Source organism: Myceligenerans crystallogenes, from assembly GCF_039529775.1.
GTDB classification, from domain to species: Bacteria; Actinomycetota; Actinomycetes; order Actinomycetales; family Cellulomonadaceae; genus Myceligenerans; species Myceligenerans crystallogenes.
The window spans coordinates 270300-289476 of sequence record NZ_BAAANL010000002.1; the positions used below are offsets into that span (position 1 = coordinate 270300).

The window sequence follows — 19177 nt, forward strand, 5'->3', positions numbered from 1 at the left end:
ACCCCGCGAGACAGACCCCCGGTCGGTCTCGCAGGGTGGCGGCGCCCCGTGTGCCGGGGAAACGGCTGTCAGGGAATCGGCGTGAAGTCCCGCGCGCCCAGGAACTCCGGGCGCCGCCTCGCCGCCGAGAACGGCTCCACCAGCGTGTTCTCCACCGAGTTGTAGACGAAGAACAGGTTCGAGCGCGGGTACGGCGAGATGTTGCCGTTCGAGCCGTGCATGCAGTTGCAGTCGAACATGACCGCGGAGCCGGGCTCGCCGGTCAGCACGTCGATGCCGTGCCTGTCGGCGAGCTGGGTGAGCGCGGCCGGGTTCGGGGTGCCCGCGCCCTGCATCATGAGCGACGCCTTGTAGTTGTCCTGGGGCGTCGCGCCGCCGCACGACACGTACGTGGTGTGCGAGCCGGGCATGATCATCAGCGGGCCGTTGAACGAGTGGTTCCGGGTCAGCGAGATCGAGATGCTCACCGCGCGCATGCGCGGCATCCCGTCCTCGGCGTGCCAGGTCTCGAAGTCCGAGTGCCAGAAGAAGTCGCCGCCCCCGAACCCGGGCTTGGCGTTGACGCGGCTCTGGTGCAGGTACACGTCCGTGCCGAGGATCTGGCGGGCCCGATCCACGAGCCGCGGGTCGTGCGCGATCCGCGCGAACACCTCGCTGGAGCGGTGCACGTCGAAGATCGAGCGCACCTCCTGCGAGGAGGTCTCCACGATCGTGCTCTCCGCGGCGCGCACCCGCGGGTCGGCCGACATGCGGGCCAGCTCCGCGCGGAACTCGTCGACCTCGGCGGGCGTGACGAAGTCGCCGAAGGTGAGGTAGCCGGCGCCGCCGAACCGCTCGAGCTCGGCCGCGTCCAGCGGCCCGTCGCCGGGCGCGCCGTGCACCACGCGGTCCTCGCGCGGCATGAGCAGGAACTCACCTCCCGTCCGCGTGGGGTAGAGGTCGGCGTGGGCCGGCGGCTGGGCGGTCATCTGACCGGTCACTGGATTACCTCCTTGATCAGCGGGTAGACGCCGTTCTCGTCGTGCACCTCCCGGCCCGTCACGGGCGGGTTGAACACGCAGGCCATGCGCAGGTCGGTCGTCGCGCGCACGGTGTGCCGCTCGTTGCCGTCGAGCAGGTAGCACATGCCGTCGCGGATGGGGTGGACCTCACCGGTCTCCCGGTTGACGAGCTCGCCCTCGCCGCCGACGCAGTACACCGCCTCGACGTGGTTGGCGTACCAGAAGTCGCTCTCGGTGCCGGCGTAGAGGATGGTCTCGTGGAAGGAGAACCCGACACCCTCCTTCGCCAGCACGATGCGGCGGCTGCGCCAGCTGCCGTTCTCGGGGAGGACGTCGCGGTCGGTGCCGTCGAGGTCCTCGACGTAGGTGATCCTCATCGGCCGAACACCTCCGCGGCGGCCTCGCGGAGGATGCCCAGCCCGCGCTGCAGCTCCCCGGACGTGATCGTCAGCGGCGGCATGGTCTTGAGCACCTCGTTCTCCGGCCCGGACGTCTCCACCAGCAGGCCCTTGCCGAAGGCCGACGCCGCGATCCTGGTGGCCGCCCCCTTGTCCGGGAACTCGATCCCGGCCAGCAGCCCGCGGCCCTTGACGACCGCGTCCGGGTAGCCCGACGCGATCTTCTCCAGGCCCTCGTGCAGCTCGGCGGCGCGCTCCCGCACCTCGAGCTGGAAGGCGTCGTCGGCCCAGAACTTTTTCAGCGCCGCGGCGCCCGTCACGAACGCGGGGTTGTGGCCGCGGAACGTGCCGTTGTGCTCGCCCGGCTCCCACTGGTCCAGCTCGGGGCGGATCAGCGTGAGCGCCAGCGGCAGGCCGTAGCCGGACAGCGCCTTGGACAGGCACACGATGTCCGGGACGATGCCCGCCTCCTCGAAGGAGAAGTAGGTGCCGGTCCGCCCGACCCCCGCCTGCACGTCGTCCACGATGAGCAGGATCTCGTGCGCCTTGCACAGGTCGGCCAGCGCGCGCAGCCACTCGGGGCGCGCGACGTTCAGGCCGCCCTCGCCCTGGACCGTCTCGACGATGATCGCCGCGGGCAGGTCGACGCCGGAGCCGCTGTCCGCGAGGACGCGCTCCAGCCACAGGAAGTCCTCGGTGGCACCCTCGAAGTAGTTGTCGTACGGGATCTTCGAGGTGTTGGTCAGCGGCAGGCCCGCGCCCTGGCGCTTCATGGAGTTGCCGGTCACGGACAGCGAGCCGAGCGTCATGCCGTGGAAGGCGTTCGTGAACGACAGGATGTGCTGCCGGCCGGTGACCTTACGGGCCAGCTTGAGGGCGCTCTCGACGGAGTTCGTGCCGGTGGGGCCGGGGAACATGACCTTGTGGTCGAGGTTCCGGGGCCGCAGGACGTGGTCACGGAAGCTCGTGAGGAACTCGCGCTTGGCGACCGTGTGCAGGTCGAGCGAGTGCACGACGGCGCCCGACCGCAGGTAGTCGACCAGCGCCTCGGTCAGGTCGGGGTCGTTGTGCCCGTAGTTCATGACCCCGGCTCCCGCGAAGAAGTCGAGGTACTCCGTACCGTCCTCGGTCGTCACCGTGGAGCCGGCGGCGGTCGCCAGCGTGACCGGCCAGTTCCTGCAGTAGCTGCGGACCTGCGATTCGAGCTCGTCGAAGATCGTGGTCTGGGACATGGGTGTATTCGCTCCCGGGCATGGTGTCTCGCCGCGGCCCCTGCGGGACCGCGGTCGAAGGTGGTGGTGTGTGTGATGGATGGGGGGCAGGTGTCAGGTCGCCGGTGCGACCGGGCCGATCCGGAACAGGTGTTCCGTGGCGTGGTCCCCGCCGAGGGTCTCCTCGGTGAAGAGCGGGGTGCGGTCCACCCGGGCGCCGCGCGCCCGTGCGAACGAGGTGAACAGCGCGATGGAGGCCGCGTTGTCCGCGGTGATCGTCGTCTCCAGGTGCGTGCACCGCGGCGCTGCCCCGACGGCGTGCTCCAGCATCCGGGCCGCGAGCCGCCTGCCCCGGTAGGCGGCGTCGACCGCCACCTGCCACACCATCAGCGTGGTGGGTTCGTCCGGGCGGACGTAGGCGGTCAGGAACCCGGCAGGATTCCCGTCCACCGCGGCGATCACCGACGTGGCGGCGAAGTCGCGCGCCCAGAGCATGTAGGCGTAGTGCGAGTTCAGGTCGAGGTCCCGCGAATCTCTCGCGATCCGCCACATGGCGGGTCCGTCGGCGACGGCGGGCTCCCTCAGCTCCGCGTGGTGCGGGCCCGGCGTGTCAGGTCTGTTCAGCGTGGTCGTGTCGGATGGTTTCGTATGGTCTGCGTCCGAAGGCTGCATCGCCCATCGACGGTAACGGACTTCATGAAATCTGTCATGTTGCGGTCACGTTTCGACAACAAGACAGCTCCGCGAGATAGACCCGCGAGGTAGACCCGCTCGATGGGTCTACCTCGCGGGGCCGGACCAGGATCAGGCCACGGTCTGGTCGCCGAGCACCTCGGCGGCGGCGTCGGCGATGATGCCGAGGCCGCGCTGCAGCTCCTGCGACGTGATGGTCAGCGGCGGCATGGCCTTGAGCACCTCGCTGTCGGGGCCGGACGTCTCCACGAGGAGCCCGCGCCGGAAGCTCTCCGCGGCGATCCGGGTGGCGGCTGCCTTGTCGGGGAACTCGATGCCCGCGAGGAGGCCGCGGCCCTTGACGACCGCGTCGGGGTAGCCCGACGCGATCTTCTCCAGGCCCTCGCGCAGTTCGGCGGCGCGTGCCTGGACCTCGTTCTGGAAGGTGTCGTCGGCCCAGAACCTCTTCAGGGCCGCCGCGCCGGTCACGAACGCGGGGTTGTGGCCGCGGAAGGTGCCGTTGTGCTCGCCGGGCTCCCACTGGTCGAGGTCCGGCCGGATCAGGGTCAGGGCCATGGGCAGGCCGTAGCCGGACAGCGCCTTGGACAGGCACACGATGTCCGGGACGATGCCCGACTCCTCGAAGCTGAAGTAGGTGCCGGTGCGCCCGACCCCCGCCTGCACGTCGTCGACGATCAGCAGGATGTCGTACCGCCTGCACAGGTCTTGCAGGGCACGGAGCCACTCGGGGCGCGCGGCGTTCAGGCCGCCCTCGCCCTGGACCGTCTCGACGATGATCGCCGCGGGCAGGTCGACGCCGGAGCCGCTGTCCGCGAGGACGCGCTCCAGCCACTGGAAGTCGTCGGCGACGCCCGAGAGGTACTGGTCGTACGGCATGGTCGAGGTGTTCGTCAGGGGGACGCCGGCGCCCTGGCGTTTCATCGCGTTGCCCGTGACCGACAGCGAGCCGAGCGTCATGCCGTGGAAGGCGTTCGTGAACGACAGGATGTGCTGCCGGCCGGTGACCTTACGGGCCAGCTTGAGCGCGGACTCCACGGAATTGGTCCCCGTCGGGCCAGGAAACATCACCCGGTAGTCCAGGTCGCGAGGCGTCAGGACGTACTCACGGAAGCTCTCGAGGAACTCCCGCTTGGCCGCGGTATGCATGTCGAGCGAATGCACGATGGCGCCGGATCGCAGGTAGTCGATCAGCGGCTCGGTGAGGTCGGGGTGGTTGTGCCCGTAGTTCATGACCCCGGCCCCCGCGAAGAAGTCGAGGTATTCCGTGCCGTTCTCGTCGGTGACCACGGATCCCGCCGCGGTCGCGAGCACGACCGGCCAGTTCCTGCAGTAGCTGCGGACCTGCGATTCGAGCTCGTCGAAGATGGTGGTCTGGGGCATGGGGGAATTCCCTTCTAGGGCGTCGGCGTTCAGGGCGTTAAAAGGCGTTCAAATCATGTAGTCGATCAAGTGCTGGTCGACCGGGTCCCGGTCATCCGCCGGAGCGCGGCCGGTCAGCCGCGCGGGGACGCCGACCGCCACGGCGCCGTCCGGCACGTCGGTGACCACCACGGCGTTCGCGCCGATCTTCGCGTCCGCGCCGACGCGGACCGGGCCGAGCACCTTGGCCCCCGCACCCACCATCACCCGGTCCCCCAGCGTCGGGTGCCGCTTGCCGGCCGACATCGCCCGCCCGCCGAGCGTGACCCCGTGATAGATGGTGACGTCCTCGCCGACCTCAGCGGTCGCGCCGATCACGACGCCCGTGCCGTGGTCGATGAAGAGCCGTCGCCCGATCCGGGCCGCCGGATGGATGTCCACCCCGGTCGCCCGGCGCGCCAGCTGCGACAGGATCCGGGCGGCGAGCCGGGCCGGCGGCCGCCCCCACCAGATGTGCGCGACGCGGTAGGCCCACACGGCGTGCATGCCCGGGTAGGTGCACAGGATCTCGGCCTTCGACCGGGCCGCCGGATCCCGCTCGAGCACCATTCGCAGATCCTCCAGCACACCCCGGGTGAGCGCTCTCATGACGCCCCCGGGGCCGGGAGCCGCCACGTGTAACGCAGCTTTCCCGCCCGCGACGCCCCGAGGCGGTCGTAGAAGCGGGCCGCGCGAACGTTCCACTCCGGCGTCTGCCACTGCAGTTCCACGGCACCCGCCTCGACCGCACGCTCCGCGAGCCGGTCCACCAGCAGGCGCCCGACCCCCGCCCCGCGCTCGCCGTCCCGGACGAACAGGCAGTCCATGTGCCCGAACATCCGGCCGGTCCAGGTGGCGACGTCGAACGTGAGGGTCGCGTAGCCCAGGTACCGGCTCTCGTCCACCGCGACGAACATGACGAGGCGTCCGGAGTCCAGGCACTCCTGCAACCGGCCCGGGTACCCGGGATCCTGGGCGCGCGTGCCGGACTCGTACCGGGCGTGCTCCTCGATCAATGCGATGACGCCGGGCGACTCCGGCAGCCGCCGGACCTCGCGCACCTCCAGGCCAGTGCTCACTTTCCCCTCACTCCGTCCAGCAGGAACCCCGTATAGAGGATGACGATCGCCGCGCCGGGCAGCGACAGCAGCCACCACCGGCCCTCGGCGGGAACGGCCGCCGCCGCGGCGCCCATGGCGACCAGGACCGCCACCCGCCCCCATGTGGCGCGGGCGCCGGTGGAGCCCGCGCCCGCGAACCCCGCGACGGCCCGCGCGTTCGTCGCCGCGTAGGTCACGAGCAGGACCGCCGCCGCGACCCCCACCAGCGTCTCCGGGAACCCGACCCCCGCTTCGCCGAATCCCGTGATCGCCCGGCTCCCCCCGACGAGCACCAGCACGAGCCAGACCGCGATCACGACACCGGCCGCGAGCACCAGCCCGGCCACGGGGACCCTCTGGCGGGCCAGGCGCTCCCACCCGACGCACATCAGGAGCCCTGCCGCCAGAGCCGTGACGGGCGTGACGCCGTCGGTCAGGACCTGACCCGTCGCCGGGAACCACGCGAGCCCCGCGGCGACGACCGCCGTGGCGGCCAGCCGGACGTCGGGCAACCGTCCGGGCAGACCCCCCACGCAGACGAGGATCCCGGCCGCGGCCAGGGCCGCACCCAGGGCACCGGTGGGCACCGCCGCCGCACGCGACAGCTCGACCGCCGCCGACAGCATGAAGGCCCCCCCTCCCGTGAACCCGGCCGCGTAGATCCAGCGATGCGGCGCCGGAAGCTCACCGACCCCCGAGACCGCCCTGCCACCGAACGGCGCGAACCGGAAGATCAGGGCGGCCGACCCGATCGCCGCCGCCGTCGCGGCCGTGACCCACCCGCTCGTGGCCGCGGCGGCCCCCGGGGCGACGATCATCCCCACCCCGAGCACCGACCGCACCAGGTCGCCCGCCGCCCTCATCACGCCACCTCAGCCGACAGCCGTGAGCGCCAGGGACCTGACCGGCGACGTCTTCCCGTCCCGCTCGATCAGCCAGCCCGGATGCCCGGCGCCCAGCACGAGCGCGCCCACCGACGCCTGACCGTCCCCCACCGCCCGCAGGACGTCCTCCGCCCAGCCCGGCATGATCGGCGTCACCGCCGTCGCGAGATCCCGCAGCGCCCGGATCCGTGCCGCCGCGCTCGCTGCCTGGGCGAGCTTCGCCGCCTCGCCCGAGCGGTCCGCGACGAAATCGGCGAGGATCGCCGCCGCCGACGACGGCGAGAACGCGGCCGGCTCCAGGGCCGCCGCCATCCCGGCGCGGACCTTCCCGGTGAGCTCGACGAGCTGCTCGCTCGCCACGGCGTCGCCCTCGGCGTTCCGGTCCGGGTCCGCCAGGAGCCGGGCGAACGGCTCCAGCCCGTCGGTCAGCACCTCACGGACCACGTCGGCGAACTCGGTCCGCGAGAAGTTCGTCTGCCGCTCCTCCGGCCCGGTCAGGCAGAGGTAGAAGCGCAGGCTGTCCACCGAGACGCGGCCGAGGACGTCACCGCCCCAGATCGCGTGCCCCCGGCTCGTCGAGAACTTCCCGCCCTCGAGCTGGTAGAACTCGTTGGTGACCACGCGCGGGAGCACCTGCCCGGACGCCATCGCGAACGCGACCCACAGGACCGCGTGGGAGAAGCCGCAGTCGAACCCCAGGAACTCGATCACCTCCGTGTCCGGGTGGTTCCAGGCGTCCGCCCCGGCGCCCGCACCGAGGACGCGCGCGGCCCCTTCCGTCGCCGCCACGTACCCCCAGAGCCCGCTGAACCAGGTGTCGAGGTAGTGCCCCTCCCAGCCCGGCAGGGGAACGGGAACGCCGTAGTCGCCCAGCCGGGACACGGGCGTGGGCGGCAGCGGCGCCGACAGCATCCCGTCGAGGAACGCCCGCAGGCGCGGCCGGAGCTGCTGCCCCTCGTAGTGCTCGCGCAGCGCGGAGCGCCACCGCTCCAGGTCGAACACGAGCCGTTCGTGCTGCCGCACCTCCGGTGCGGTCCAGCACGTGGTGCAGCGCGGTTCCGCGAGCATGCCCGAGGTCTGCGGCAGGCCGCACTCCTCGCAGTAGAACCCGTCGGACGGCGCGCCGCAGTGGTGGCACTCGCCGCGGATCTCGGCCTCGTACAGGTACTTCTCGTCCTGGGCGCACCAGTACACGGGCAACGTCTCGACGGTGAAGCAGCCCTGGTCGTGCAGGGTGCGGAAGCCGTCCTGCACGATCTGGTCGTGCCGGGCGTCACGGTGCGGTCTCCCGACGAAGTCGGGTCGCATGCCCGCCTGCTCGAGGGTCGACTCGATGCGGTTCCCGAGCTTGTGCGCCACCTCGCGCGCCGCGCCGCCGAGTTCCCGCGCGCGGCGGGTGACGTAGCACGAGTGCTCGTCGATGTAGCTGACGTGGACGACGTCTGCGCCCGTGGACCGCAGGTAACGGGCCTGGACGTCCGCGCCGAGGAAGGGCCCCGAGAGGTGCCCCAGGTGCAGGTCCCCATTCGGGTTCGGCGGCGCGGCGGTCACGATGTAGCGCGGCACGTGAATTCTCCTTGTCACAGGTGCGTGTAGCTGTCTTGGCCCCGGCACTCGCGGCCGTGGTGATAGCGGTCCGGCAGGTAGTGCCGGAGCAAGTCGGGAACGACGCCGCTGGTGAGCGATTCCGCCAGGAGGCTCGCGACGGCCGGCGCGGACTTGAACCCGCCGCCGCTGAACCCGCAGGCGAGCTGGAGGCCCGGCGCGCCCTCGACCGGGCCGAGGAGGGGCCGCCCGTCGGGCGTGTACCCGTCGGACGCCGCCTGGCTCCCCGTCACCACGCACCCGCCGAAGGCCGCCACGCGCCGTGCGGCGCGGGCGATCGCCTCGCCGACCTCGTCGCCGTCAAGAGGGGCGGCCGGGATGACCCGCTCGTCCTCGGGGCGCGCGCGGACGCCGAGGGCGACCTCGCCGCCGGGCTGCGGGACGAAGTAGGTGCCGGTGACGTCGTCGATCACGACCGGCAGGCCGTCGTGCGCCCGGCCGGCCGGCTCGACCGTGACGAGGCCGATCCGGCGCGGGGTGAGCGGGATCTCGATCCCGGCGGTCTCGCCGAGCCCTCGCGTCGCGGCGCCGGTGGCGAGGACCACCTGGTCCGCCTCGACGGCGCCCAGGTTGGTGTGCAGCCGCCAGCGGTCGCCGGTGCGCTCGAGCGCGTCGACCCGCCGCCCCGGCATCCAGCGTGCGCCGGCCCGCACCGCCCGCTCGCGGAAGGTCGCGGCGGCCGTGGCGGGGGCGCCGTAGCCGCCGTCGTGCTCCAGCACGCCCACCTCGTCGTCGGACACCGACAAGGCGCCGTACCGGGCACGCAGTTCCGCGGCGCCGAGCACCTGGGAGGCCGCGCGCAGGGTTCCGGACGCCGCCAGGTTCCGCTCGAGCCGCGGGACGAACTCGCCGGGCAGGAGCAGCAGGAATCCCAGCGGCCGGTACCCGGCCGCGTCGCCCATCTCCCGGTAGACGCTCAGCGACCGGTCGGCCAGCTCCGCGTCCGGGAGGAACGTGTGATGCCGGCGCAGGATCCCGGCGGAGTACGCCGTGGCCCCGATGACCGGCCGGTGGGTGTCGACGAGCAGGACCCTCAGGTCCGGACGCCGCCGCGCCGTCTCGTAGGCGATCGCGGCGCCGACCACGCCGGCCCCGACGACGGCGATGTCCGCCGTCGCCGGGGCCGGCGTGTCAGGCCGCATCCTCGGCCGTCTCGAACGGGCCCTCCCACCACACGGAGAGGAAGACCAGCTCCTCCTCGCCGTCGTTGACGAGGCTGTGCGGGACGTCCCAGTCCATGGCGATGGTGCTGCCGTACTGCACCCGCCGCGTCTCGTCACCGAGGGTGAGCAGGCCGGTCCCCCGGACCACGAAGAAGATCTCGTGCTCCTCGTGGTGGTGCGAGGTCAGGGTGTCGCCGGGCAGGACCTTGACCCAGGCGCCGCCCCAGTCCCGGGGCGTCCGGCCGTCGAAGGGGAAGAACCTCTTGGAGTAGGCGTTGTAGTCCGGCTCGTGGGTCCAGCCGGCTTCGTCGACATCGTAGGCACGCATGTTTCCTCCTCGGATCGAGCGGGTGAAAGGTGTGATCAGCTGCCGGCGGCGGCACGCAGCGAGCCGACGATCTCGCCTGCCCGGTGCGCCATGAGGCTGAACGACGTCGCGCTGGCGATGCCGTGCCGGCGTTCGGACATGCCGTTGAGGTAGACGCGCACGTCCGCCGCGTCGCGCAGCGGCGTCGTGAAGTCCCGGTCGACGGCGAGCGCGCCGTCGGACTCGACCGTCAGGTGACCGGCGAGCGGCTCGAGTGCCGCGGGGACCGCCGGCTCCCGGAACCCGGTGCCGAGGATCACGAGGTCCACCGAGATCTTGTCCACCGTGCCGGTGTACCGGTCCCGCAGTTCCAGGTGCACCTCGTCGCCCTCGGTCCAGGCCCTCGTGACCTCGGTCCGCTTGAGCATCGTCAGCCGGGACGTACCGCGGACGTGCTCGTCGTACCAGGCGTTGTACAGCCCGGTCGTGACGTCCGGGTCCACCGCGGCGTAGTTCGTCCGGTGCTGCTCCGCGAAGATCGCCTGGCGCTCGTCGTGCCCGAGCGCGTGGAAGTAGTCCGTCTCGGCGGGCCAGTACGCCTGGTTCGCGAAGTGCCCGAGGTCGTACAGCCGCATGCCGCTGTTCCGCACGACGGAGACCAGTTCCGCCGACGTCGAGTGGTAGAGGTGCAGCAGCACCTCGCCGGCGTTCTGCCCGCCGCCCACGACGACGATCCGCCGCGCCTGGTCCCCGAGCTCGGGCCACCGGCGCGAGAACTGCGTGGAGTGGAACACGCGCGGTCCCAGGTCCTGGAACACCTCCGGCACGAACGGCTCGTGGCCGGTCGCCAGGACGACGCGGCGGGTGCGCACCGTCCGCGTGGCGCCGGTCGCGGTGTCCCGCCCGTCCACGTCGACGGCGACCAGGGTGCCCGTGTCGTCGGTCACCGGCCGGATCGCGCCGACCTCGTGCCCGTAGTGCACGCGGGACTCGGTGCGCTCGGCCACCCAGACGCAGTACTTGGACCACTCCTCGCGCGTCACGTAGCCGCCGCGCAGGGTGAACGGGTAGAACCGGTCCTCCTCCTGGAGGAACTTCACGAACGTGAAGCGGCTGTCCGGGTCGCGCGGAGTGGCGAAGTCGCGCAGGAAGTGGTGCTGGATGTCCGTCCCCGGCAGGAGCATGCCCGGCTGCCAGACGGGATCGAGGGCCCTCTCGAAGAACACCGCGTCGCGCGCGGGCGCGAACGAGACGTCCAGCCCTTGGCGCTCCTCGTCGCTCAGGCAGACGGACAGCGCGATGCCAGCGGGGCCGAAACCGACCCCTACCAGGGGGGCCACGACGGGATCGGTCGGGTCATGCGGCATGTTCGCTCCTCGGCGCAGCCTCGGGGACGGCGGAATTCAGGGCACCGGCCAGCGATCCGGCGATCTTCTCGGCCCGCAGGCTCAGCAGGCTGAACGATCCGGCGTCGCCGATCCCGTGCGTCGCCTCGCACAGGCCGTTCAGGAACATCAGCCCCGTAGCGGGATCCCGGGGAGCCAGGGAGTAGTCCTCCCGGGTGAGCAGCGCGCCCGACGAATCCGGTAGGAACGCGTCCGCCACCCGGTCCAGCAGCGGGTGGTGCCGCTCGTCGTGGGCGCGGATCCCGCTGTCGCGGAATCCGGTCGCCAGGACGACGGCGTCGGCCCGCAGGAGCTCCTTGTCGCCGTTCGTGCGGTTGACCAGTTCCAGGTCGAGGGCGTCGCCGGCCGCGACCGCGCGTTCGACGTCGACGTCGCCGACGACGCGCACGCGGTCGCGACCCATCAGCTCGTCCTCGTAGATGCGCAGGTAGAGGCGCTCGAGAACGTCGCTGTCCGATGCGGAGTAGTTCGTGGGACGCGTGAACCGGTCGAGCCGCCGGCGTTCCTCGTCACCCGCCCGGTAGTAGTACTCGGTGAACGCGGGGAAGTAGATCTCCTCGCTGAACGGGCTGTGATCCTTGGCCCGGAGCGACCAGCCCCGGGTGACGATCGTGGTGTGTGCCCGCGGGAACCGGTCCGAGAGGTCCAGGGCGATCTCGACGGCGCTCTGGCTTCCGCCGACCACGGCGATCCGTGCGCCGGCGCCCCCGTCCGGGCGGCCGGCGAAGATCCCGGCGATCCGGCTCCCGTACTCCGTCAGGTGGAAGACCTTGTCCCCGAGCAGCGGCGCGAAGGTCTCCGGCACCATCGGCGTCCGGCCGGGCCCGAGCGCGACGTGCCGCGCGACGTGGACGGTTCCGTCCTCGCACACCACGTCGTAGCAGCCCGCGACGTCGGCGGAGGCGACGATCTCCCGCACCCGCGTGCCGTACCGCACGTCGACGGGGAGGTTCTGCCGGACCCAGTCGATGTACTGCATGTACTCCGCGCGCAGCGGGAACGGGGCCGGCAGGTTGAGGAACTTCAGCAGCCGGCCGTTCTCGTGCAGGTAGTTGATGAAGGAATACCGGCTGCGCGGGTTCCGGAGGCTGACCAGGTCGCGCACCGCGTGGTGCTGCGTGTCCGCCCCGTCGAGGAGCATCTCGCGCTGCCAGCCCGGGTTGTCGTGCGCCTCCAGGAAGAGCATGCTCGGCGGCTCCGGAAGCTCGTCGAGCGCGATGGCCAGCGCGAGGTTGGCGGGGCCGTACCCCACCCCGACGACGTCGTGAACGGTTGTCATTGCGCACTCCTCGACAGATGGCCGGTGGTGACGACGTCGAGCTTGCGATCCAGGTCGTCCGCGACCCGCTCGACGCGGTCGATGTCGTCGAGACCCCGGAACGGGACCGCGACGGCCAGGGAGCCGGCGACCTCGTACCACGCCTCGGGCGGCTGCCGCAGGAGCTTGCCCGGGGCCGCGGACGGCGTGTACTCCAGGAAGTGCCGGGAGTGCGCCGCCTCGCCCGCGTTGTTCCGCACGACCCGGCCGCCGCGGTACGCGAACTTGATGCAGGTCGCGGCGCGCCCGGGATGCCGTGCCAGGTCCTGTTCCGTGAGCACGGAACCACCGGCCGACGCCGCGCGCACGTGGACCCTGACCAGGTCGAAGCCGTGGGCCGTGCGCAGGTTCAGGTAGTTCTGCCCGCCGCTCATCCGGGGGCTGAACTCGATCACCCGGAACCGGCCCGCCGCATCCTGCCGCAGCTCGATGTTGAACGTCGCCTGCACCAGCCCCAGCGCGTCCACGACACCCTGGACGATCCCGGTGATCTCGCCCTCCTCCTCGGGGAAGCGGTAGGGCAGCGTGTAGTAGTCCTCCTCGAAGTACGGCCCGTCCATCGCCATCTTGTTGGTGATGCCCGCCAGATGGAAACGGCCGTCGACGACCACGCCGTCCACGGTGACCTCGCGGCCCGGCAGGTATTCCTCGACGACCACCAGGTCCGGGTCGTCGGTGACGAAATCGGCCAGCCAGGCCTCGCCCCCCGCGACCCGCCGGATGTCGGCCACCGCTTCGCGCAGTGCCTCGTGGCCCGTGACCCGCTTCACGCCCACGCTCGCCGCGAGCCGGGCCGGCTTCACCACGACGCTGTCGGCCCAGCCGGCGATCTCCGACAGGGCGTCGTCACCCGCCTCACCCGCACCCAGCGTGCGGAACTCGACGCTCGGCAGGCCGGCGTCCGCGAGCAGGCGGCGCTGCGCGGACTTGTCCCTGGCCGTCCGGGCCGCCGCGACGTTCGCCCACGGCTGCCCCAGGTACTCGTTCACCCTGGCCGTGACGACGATGTCCGCCTCCCAGAACGTCAGGGCGAACCCGATCCCCGTGTCCTTGGCGTACCGCACGACGGTGTCCACGACCTCGTCCTCGGACATGCCGGCCACCGGCACCACGTTCGCGAACCGGTGGTCGTCGCGGGCATCGGCGACCCCGGTCACCAGGTGGATCTCGAGGCCTTCCCCCAAGAGCGTCCGCAGGTGCTCCCTGTAGCTCTTGTAGGTCGCGCGCATGATCAAGAGGATCTTCATTCCTGCCCTTCCGATGTTTCGATCCGCACGTGCTTCAGGACCTCCTCGGCGGCGGCCAGCGCCGCGTCGCCGTCACCGCCCACGGTCACCACCTGGCCCAGCCGGTCCCAGTTCCCGTTGCCGGTACCGCCCGGGCGGGCCTGCGGGACCGCGAACGCGTGGTCCACGTATCCCGCCACCCGCGTCCCGGAGTCGTCCAGCCCCACCGAGCGCACGTCCTGCCGAGCGGCCAGGAAGCGGGTCGCCGCGGAGCGCACGACCGCGGGCGGCTCGAACGGCCGGCGCAGCAGACCCGCCGCACGCAGCACGGTCGCCTGCTCGATGTCGAACCCTGTCGCCAGGCGGATCAGGTCGAAGATCCGGTCCCCGCCCATCCGGTCGTGCGACTCGATCAGGGCCGGGCCGCCCGCCCCCAGGCGGAACTCCGAGTGGGTCGGGCCGTCCGAGACGCCCAGGGCGTCCAGCACCGCGGTGGTGGCCTCCGTGAGGGCCTTCCGGGCGATCTCGTCGATCCGGGCGGGGAAGATGTGCCCGCTCTCCACGAACCCGTCGTCCGTGATCTTCTCGGTGACGCCGAGCACGACGTGCTCCCCCGCCACGGAGAACGCCTCGACGCTGTACTCGGGTCCGTCCACGAACTCCTCCGCGAGGAACGTGGCGAACCCGAACAGCTCGGCGTACGGGCGGTCGCTGCCGGCCAGAGCGGCGAGGCGCGCCCAGGCCGGCTCGATGTCCGCGGGCCCGCCGATCAGCTCGACGCCGACGCTCGCGGTGCCGTCCGCGGGCTTGACGATGAACGGGAACCCCCATTCCTCGCCCGCACGGCGCAGGTCCCCGGGCGTGGCGACGCGGGCGTGCCGCAGGCCGTACGCCGTGGAGGCCAGCGCCTCGCGCATCGCGAGCTTGTCGCGCAGCGTGGAGGCGACCTCCGGGCCGTGCCCGGGCACCCCGAGTGCCGCGCGCAGGTGCGCGGCGGGGACGCTGCCCGGCTCGGTGAGCGAGAGCGCCCCGGCGGCCCCGGCCAGACGCGGGTCGCGGGCGGCGAGTTCCCCGAGCACCTCGTCGTCGGTGTAGTCCGCGACGATGTGCTCGACGCGGCCCGGCCCGATGTCGGCGACCGGCACCGTCGGGTGCTGCACGTCGATCACGTCGATCCCGGCGTCCGCCGCGGCCGCCAGGGTCTCGTACCGTCCGCCGACGACGACGACCCGCCCGGCGGGCTCGTCCGCCGGGCGCAGCTCGTCGAGCGCGAGGCAGCCGAACCGGTCCACCCGGACCCCGCGCACGCGCTGCGGGTCGTACCACCGCCGGTCGGTGGCATGCCAGAGCGGGATCAGCGCGTTGTCCCTGGTGATGGCGATCTCCTCGGCCGCCCGGCGCAGTTCCTCGCGCCGCCCGGGGTCCTTCTCCGACCGTGCCCGGACGACGAGGGCGTCGAACTCCGCGTCCGCGTACCGCCCCTCGTTGTCGCCGTGGGCACGCCCCTGCGCGTCCGGGCTCGTGCACGACGAGTGCAGCAGGGGGAACAGGAAGTTGTCCGCGGACGGGTAGTCCGCCATCCAGCCGGCCCGGCACATGCCGCGCGCGGCGTACGAGGTGCGGAAGTCGACCACCTCGGCGGCCGTCACCTGCGAGGGTTCGACGGCGACACCGAGCGCGGCCGTGATCTGCTGCGCGGCGAGCTCGACCCAGCGTTCGTGGCCGCCCTCGACGTTGTGGACGATCGCGATCGGCTCCAGGCCCTCGCGCGGCCGCGGCGGCTCGCCGGTCACGGGCGCACGTTCCGCCGGGGCGTCCTGGCCCCACAGGCCGAACGGCACCAGCCGGTCCGTGATGTCTTCCTGGTCGACGCCGGCGGCCTCGGCCAGGGCCGGCCGGTCGAGGGCGTTCGCCACGGCACGTCGCACCGCGGCGTCGGCCATCGGACCGTGATGCAGGAACGGCAGGAGGTAGATGGTGGCGTTCAGCCTCGTGGTGAGCAGCGACAGGTGGCCCGTGTCGTCGGCGGGTTTCACCTGGGCGACGTCGAAACGGCCCGACAGCAGACCCGAGCCCGCTTCGTCGCGCGCCTCGTGCGGCGCCAGCACCTCCACGGCGACACCGCCGCCGCCGTAGGGCCGGTGGCCCGAGTAGTGCGGGTTGGCGACGAGCTCGATCGTCTCGGTCTCCTGGCCGGTCCACGGCCCGGCGAGCATCAGCGGGCCGTTGCCCACCGGCAGGCGGTTGAACCGTTCGCCGAGCGCGGGACCGCTGTCGAGCGGGACCGGCGAGAACACCGGCTGCAGCACCTTGAGGTCGAACTCGAAGTCGGGTTCGGCGAGCTGGACCACGAGCGTCTGCGCGTCCGGCGCGCTCACCCCGGTCAGCTCCGCCGCGGTCCCGAACCGCCGGGCCTGGTAGCCCTCGATCGACGCCATGTGGTAGGTCGTCTCGGAGTCCGCCTCCGGGCAGCACGCACGCGTCCACGCGTGGACGAAGTGGTGTGCCGTGACGCGTTCGCCCGTGCTGAACCGGGAACGGACACCGAGCCGGAAGGTCCAGCGCGTGCCGCTCTCGTCGGCCTGCCAGGTCTCGGCGACGCACCCGCGCAGCCGGCCCCGGCCGTCCAGGCGCAGCAGGCCGTCGTAGAGCGCCTTGGTGACGGTGATGCCCATCAGTTCCTGCGCGCGGTACGGGTCGATCGCCGTCGGCAGCGTGATCGGCACGCGAATCTGCCTGGTCATGCGCTCTTCCCGCCTTCCACCGCGGCCGGTTCGCCGGCCTGGACGGCCGGGGCCTGCGCGGCCGGTTCGCCGGCGTCGACCGCCGGGGGCTTGCGGGCGAGCATGACCAGGGCCGCGGAGGCGAGGCCGATGACGAGGCAGAGCCACCAGTGGGTGGCGGCGCTCACGGCGTAGAGCGCGCCGCCGATCACCGGGCCGGCGGTCGCGCCGATCGTGTGGGCGAGCCCTTCCGCCCCCTGGTACCGGCCGCGCGCCGACTCGGGCGCGACGTCGCCGGGATACGCGTTGGCGATCGGGGTGTACACCATCTCGGCGACGGTCCAGACGGTGATCGTCGCGGCCAGCGCGACGATGCTGCCCGACAGCCCGGTCAGGGCCATTCCCGCGCCGAGGATCACGAGGCCGGCGCACATCATGACGCGGGCGTCGAACCGTCCGGTCAGCCGGGTGATCGGGATCTCGAACACGACGACCAGCAGGGCGTTCAGGCCGATCAGGAGCCCGAACTGCTCGTTCGAGAACCCGGCCGCCGTCACGTGCAGCGGAAGCGTCGCGGTGTGCTGGATGTAGACGTAGGTGGCGCCCACCATCGCCAGCAGGAAGGCGAGGAAGCGCAGGTCGCGCAGGACGGTTCCGTACCCGGCCGCCGGTGCCGCGGGCACGCCGTCCGGGCCCCCGGGGCTCCGGACCTCCCTGACCTCCTTCAGCAGGAACATCGCCAGCAGCCCGAAGAGGATCGAGGTGATCCCGTCGCCGATGAACATCCAGGTGTACGAGTACGAGCTGAGGAATCCGCCCACGGCGGGGCCGACCGCCATCCCGACGTTGATCGCGAGCCGGAGGAAGGCGAACGCGGTCAGGCGCTGCTCCGGCGGCACCGAGTCGACCAGGAGCGCGCCCGCGGCCGGCCGGAAGAGCTGCGACACGAACCCGAGAAGGGTCAGCCAGGCGATGATCGCCAGGTAGTCCGTGAACAACGGCACCACCATCGTCACGACGCCGCTGGCGAGCATCGACCAGACCAGCAGGGGCTTGCGCCCGATCCGGTCGGCGAGGGAGCCGCCGACGATGTTGCCGATCATGTTGCCGAGACCGATCACACCGAGCGCGACGCCGCTCTGCGCGGCGCTGTACCCGTTCTGGACCAGGTACAGCACGATGAAGACGTTGACGAAGTTCCCGAACTTGTTGATGAACATCCCGGCGCAGATCACCCAGGCGGACCTGGGGAGCCGGGCGACGTCAGTGCGAAGCGACATCGGCGGTCCCGGGGCCCTTCGCGGCGTCGTACGCCTCGATCGCACGCGCCGCCTGGTTCAGGTGCACCAGGTCGTGCGCCGCCAGCTTGCGCACCATCTCGTCGAACGTCTCGCCGCCCTGCTCGCCGTGGAAACCCTCGCGCGTCCACAGCTCGCGGGGAGTCTGCTCCAGCAGCACCACGTTCATCGCGCGCAGGCCCTCCCAGGCACCGAGCATCTGCCAGAACGGGAGCCGGGGCAGCGGCGTGAAGAGCTTCTCGTCGTAACCGGGGTAGGTCGGGTTGTCCCAGGTCAGCACCAGACGCCACCGGAAGCCGTAGACGATGTCGACGTCGAACAGGTGCGCCACGACGTCCTTCGCCGACCATTCGCCCGGTTCCGGCTCGGCGTGCAGCGCCTCCTCCGAGACACCGGCGACCAGGTCCCGCATCGTGGCCGTCGTCCGGGAGATCACCTCGAGCGGCTCCTGCGCGTGCGACTCGATGATGTCCAGCAGCGCCTGCTTGTACCCGGCCGGGTCGTGCGTCGCGTCGGGGTGGGTCAGCGGTTCGATGGGCATGGTGCTCCCTAGGAAAGAAACGGTTCGGAAGAGGGTGGCCCGCGGCCGGGCGAAAAGCAGCGACTCCCACGAAAGAAACCGTCGCTCGCTCGGTTTTTCACCCCATGGAAAGCTCGGTGCCGAGAGCCTGCTGACGTGGCGGGGAAATAGGCGCGAAAATGGGCGCGGAAAAGCGCATTACAAGGCCGTTGGCCTGGCATCGCGGATCACGCTCCGCCGGGCACGAGCGTGAGAATAGAACATCGCTCGTGATGAGCAGCACCCACGTCTCACTGAGTGGACATCCTCACCACTCTTCCGGCGGACCTGTAAAACAGGCGCCCAATCCGCATCAAGCCCCACCCGCGCCCATTAAGAATTGCACGCGGAGCTGCGGGTGAAAAATGCGCGGAATCCTTCCGGCGGGTGCGGCGATCAGCTAGCGTGCCGGTCATGATCACGCCGAAGCAATGGTCTCCGATTCCCGCGTCCGAGAGAATTCCCGCCTCGGAGAGGGCGGCCCGGTGACCCCGGAACGGCTCGCCGGCTTCGCCGTCGCGTGGCAGGCGAAGGATCTCGACGCGCTGATGGAGCTCATGGCCGAGGACTGCGTGTTCCGCGCCTCGATCGGCCCGGAACCGGGTACCACGTTCCGCGGCAAGGCCGAGGTCCGCCGAGGTTTCGCGTTGATGCTCGCGCACGACGCCGGGATGGAGTTCCACGACGATCCCGGCGCCGTCACGTTCATCGCCGGCGACCGCGGCGCGTCGCAGTGGTCCTACCGCGGCGTCGACGACCAGGGGAAGCCGTTCGTCCTGCAAGGATGCGATCTCTGGGAGTTCGACGGGGACCTCATCCGGACCAAGGACGCCTACCGGCGGGTGCACGGCGTCCTTGGTGACGACCGGGGATGACGGTCCGGGACG

18 protein-coding genes are annotated in these 19177 nt (G+C 71.6%); 1 reads left to right on the top strand and 17 read right to left on the bottom strand.

Annotated elements, in window-relative coordinates; translation table 11 throughout:
* Nucleotides 1-68: 68 nt before the first annotated feature.
* The 17 genes from thpD to ABD208_RS06035 form a co-directional block, all read right to left on the bottom strand.
* Nucleotides 69-980 carry an ectoine hydroxylase gene (gene thpD / locus ABD208_RS05955; protein WP_344100536.1) on the bottom strand — a complete coding sequence of 304 codons (912 nt, stop codon included), beginning with the start codon at nucleotides 978-980 and terminating at the stop codon, nucleotides 69-71.
* Entirely contained in the window at nucleotides 977-1378 is a 402-nt protein-coding gene (locus ABD208_RS05960; RefSeq protein WP_344100538.1) for an ectoine synthase, read from the bottom strand. Before ABD208_RS05960 ends, thpD begins: the two co-directional genes overlap by 4 nt.
* The gene (gene ectB, locus ABD208_RS05965; protein WP_344100540.1) at nucleotides 1375-2631 is read right to left on the bottom strand and encodes a diaminobutyrate--2-oxoglutarate transaminase; all 1257 of its coding nucleotides are present in this window, start codon (nucleotides 2629-2631) and stop codon (nucleotides 1375-1377) included. Before ectB (ABD208_RS05965) ends, ABD208_RS05960 begins: the two co-directional genes overlap by 4 nt.
* Before the next feature lie 93 nt (nucleotides 2632-2724).
* A complete protein-coding gene (gene ectA, locus ABD208_RS05970) occupies nucleotides 2725-3234 on the bottom strand; it encodes a diaminobutyrate acetyltransferase (RefSeq protein WP_344101209.1) in 510 nt (169 codons plus the stop codon).
* Between the two features lie 180 nt (nucleotides 3235-3414).
* Complete coding sequence (gene ectB, locus ABD208_RS05975) at nucleotides 3415-4683, bottom strand: diaminobutyrate--2-oxoglutarate transaminase (protein WP_344100542.1); 1269 nt, start codon at nucleotides 4681-4683, stop codon at nucleotides 3415-3417.
* Between the two features lie 48 nt (nucleotides 4684-4731).
* A complete protein-coding gene (cysE, locus tag ABD208_RS05980) occupies nucleotides 4732-5310 on the bottom strand; it encodes a serine O-acetyltransferase (RefSeq protein WP_344100545.1) in 579 nt (192 codons plus the stop codon).
* Entirely contained in the window at nucleotides 5307-5780 is a 474-nt protein-coding gene (locus ABD208_RS05985) for a GNAT family N-acetyltransferase (protein ID WP_344100547.1), read from the bottom strand. Before ABD208_RS05985 ends, cysE begins: the two co-directional genes overlap by 4 nt.
* The gene (locus ABD208_RS05990) at nucleotides 5777-6664 is read right to left on the bottom strand and encodes a hypothetical protein (RefSeq protein ID WP_344100549.1); all 888 of its coding nucleotides are present in this window, start codon (nucleotides 6662-6664) and stop codon (nucleotides 5777-5779) included. Before ABD208_RS05990 ends, ABD208_RS05985 begins: the two co-directional genes overlap by 4 nt.
* A 9-nt stretch (nucleotides 6665-6673) precedes the next feature.
* On the bottom strand, nucleotides 6674-8251 hold the full coding sequence (locus ABD208_RS05995; RefSeq protein WP_344100551.1) for a class I tRNA ligase family protein: 1578 nt from the start codon (nucleotides 8249-8251) through the stop codon (nucleotides 6674-6676).
* Between the two features lie 14 nt (nucleotides 8252-8265).
* Nucleotides 8266-9432 carry an NAD(P)/FAD-dependent oxidoreductase gene (locus ABD208_RS06000; protein WP_344100553.1) on the bottom strand — a complete coding sequence of 389 codons (1167 nt, stop codon included), beginning with the start codon at nucleotides 9430-9432 and terminating at the stop codon, nucleotides 8266-8268.
* Nucleotides 9422-9781: a cupin domain-containing protein gene (locus ABD208_RS06005; RefSeq protein WP_344100555.1), complete on the bottom strand. Its 360-nt coding sequence runs from the start codon at nucleotides 9779-9781 to the stop codon at nucleotides 9422-9424. Before ABD208_RS06005 ends, ABD208_RS06000 begins: the two co-directional genes overlap by 11 nt.
* 35 nt (nucleotides 9782-9816) lie before the next feature.
* Complete coding sequence (locus ABD208_RS06010; RefSeq protein ID WP_344100556.1) at nucleotides 9817-11127, bottom strand: SidA/IucD/PvdA family monooxygenase; 1311 nt, start codon at nucleotides 11125-11127, stop codon at nucleotides 9817-9819.
* Nucleotides 11117-12445 carry a SidA/IucD/PvdA family monooxygenase gene (locus tag ABD208_RS06015; protein WP_344100557.1) on the bottom strand — a complete coding sequence of 443 codons (1329 nt, stop codon included), beginning with the start codon at nucleotides 12443-12445 and terminating at the stop codon, nucleotides 11117-11119. The genes ABD208_RS06010 and ABD208_RS06015 overlap by 11 nt, the downstream gene beginning before the upstream one ends.
* Complete coding sequence (locus tag ABD208_RS06020) at nucleotides 12442-13731, bottom strand: ATP-grasp domain-containing protein (protein ID WP_344100559.1); 1290 nt, start codon at nucleotides 13729-13731, stop codon at nucleotides 12442-12444. Before ABD208_RS06020 ends, ABD208_RS06015 begins: the two co-directional genes overlap by 4 nt.
* The gene (locus tag ABD208_RS06025) at nucleotides 13728-16454 is read right to left on the bottom strand and encodes an ABC transporter substrate-binding protein (protein WP_344100561.1); all 2727 of its coding nucleotides are present in this window, start codon (nucleotides 16452-16454) and stop codon (nucleotides 13728-13730) included. Before ABD208_RS06025 ends, ABD208_RS06020 begins: the two co-directional genes overlap by 4 nt.
* Nucleotides 16451-17713 (bottom strand): MDR family MFS transporter, encoded by a 1263-nt coding sequence (locus ABD208_RS06030; RefSeq protein ID WP_344100563.1) that lies wholly within the window; start codon nucleotides 17711-17713, stop codon nucleotides 16451-16453. Before ABD208_RS06030 ends, ABD208_RS06025 begins: the two co-directional genes overlap by 4 nt.
* A complete protein-coding gene (locus ABD208_RS06035; protein WP_344100566.1) occupies nucleotides 17697-18272 on the bottom strand; it encodes a DinB family protein in 576 nt (191 codons plus the stop codon). Before ABD208_RS06035 ends, ABD208_RS06030 begins: the two co-directional genes overlap by 17 nt.
* A gap of 503 nt (nucleotides 18273-18775) precedes the next feature.
* On the opposite strand from ABD208_RS06035, the gene ABD208_RS06040 reads away from it, so the two are divergent.
* Nucleotides 18776-19165 carry a nuclear transport factor 2 family protein gene (locus ABD208_RS06040; protein ID WP_344100568.1) on the top strand — a complete coding sequence of 130 codons (390 nt, stop codon included), beginning with the start codon at nucleotides 18776-18778 and terminating at the stop codon, nucleotides 19163-19165.
* Nucleotides 19166-19177 lie beyond the last annotated feature (12 nt).

Excerpts from the sequence above, each read along its gene's own strand:
- ABD208_RS06020 (WP_344100559.1), bottom strand. The coding sequence starts at position 13,731 with ATGAAGATCCTCTTGATCATGCGCGCGACCTACAAGAGCTACAGGGAG.
- ectB (WP_344100542.1), bottom strand. The coding sequence starts at position 4,683 with ATGCCCCAGACCACCATCTTCGACGAGCTCGAATCGCAGGTCCGCAGC.
- ABD208_RS06005 (WP_344100555.1), bottom strand. The coding sequence starts at position 9,781 with ATGCGTGCCTACGATGTCGACGAAGCCGGCTGGACCCACGAGCCGGAC.
- ABD208_RS05960 (WP_344100538.1), bottom strand. The coding sequence starts at position 1,378 with ATGAGGATCACCTACGTCGAGGACCTCGACGGCACCGACCGCGACGTC.
- ABD208_RS06000 (WP_344100553.1), bottom strand. The coding sequence starts at position 9,432 with ATGCGGCCTGACACGCCGGCCCCGGCGACGGCGGACATCGCCGTCGTC.
- ABD208_RS06030 (WP_344100563.1), bottom strand. The coding sequence starts at position 17,713 with ATGTCGCTTCGCACTGACGTCGCCCGGCTCCCCAGGTCCGCCTGGGTG.
- ABD208_RS06025 (WP_344100561.1), bottom strand. The coding sequence starts at position 16,454 with ATGACCAGGCAGATTCGCGTGCCGATCACGCTGCCGACGGCGATCGAC.
- ABD208_RS06035 (WP_344100566.1), bottom strand. The coding sequence starts at position 18,272 with ATGCCCATCGAACCGCTGACCCACCCCGACGCGACGCACGACCCGGCC.
- ABD208_RS05990 (WP_344100549.1), bottom strand. The coding sequence starts at position 6,664 with ATGAGGGCGGCGGGCGACCTGGTGCGGTCGGTGCTCGGGGTGGGGATG.
- ABD208_RS06015 (WP_344100557.1), bottom strand. The coding sequence starts at position 12,445 with ATGACAACCGTTCACGACGTCGTCGGGGTGGGGTACGGCCCCGCCAAC.
- cysE (WP_344100545.1), bottom strand. The coding sequence starts at position 5,310 with ATGAGAGCGCTCACCCGGGGTGTGCTGGAGGATCTGCGAATGGTGCTC.
- ABD208_RS06010 (WP_344100556.1), bottom strand. The coding sequence starts at position 11,127 with ATGCCGCATGACCCGACCGATCCCGTCGTGGCCCCCCTGGTAGGGGTC.
- ectB (WP_344100540.1), bottom strand. The coding sequence starts at position 2,631 with ATGTCCCAGACCACGATCTTCGACGAGCTCGAATCGCAGGTCCGCAGC.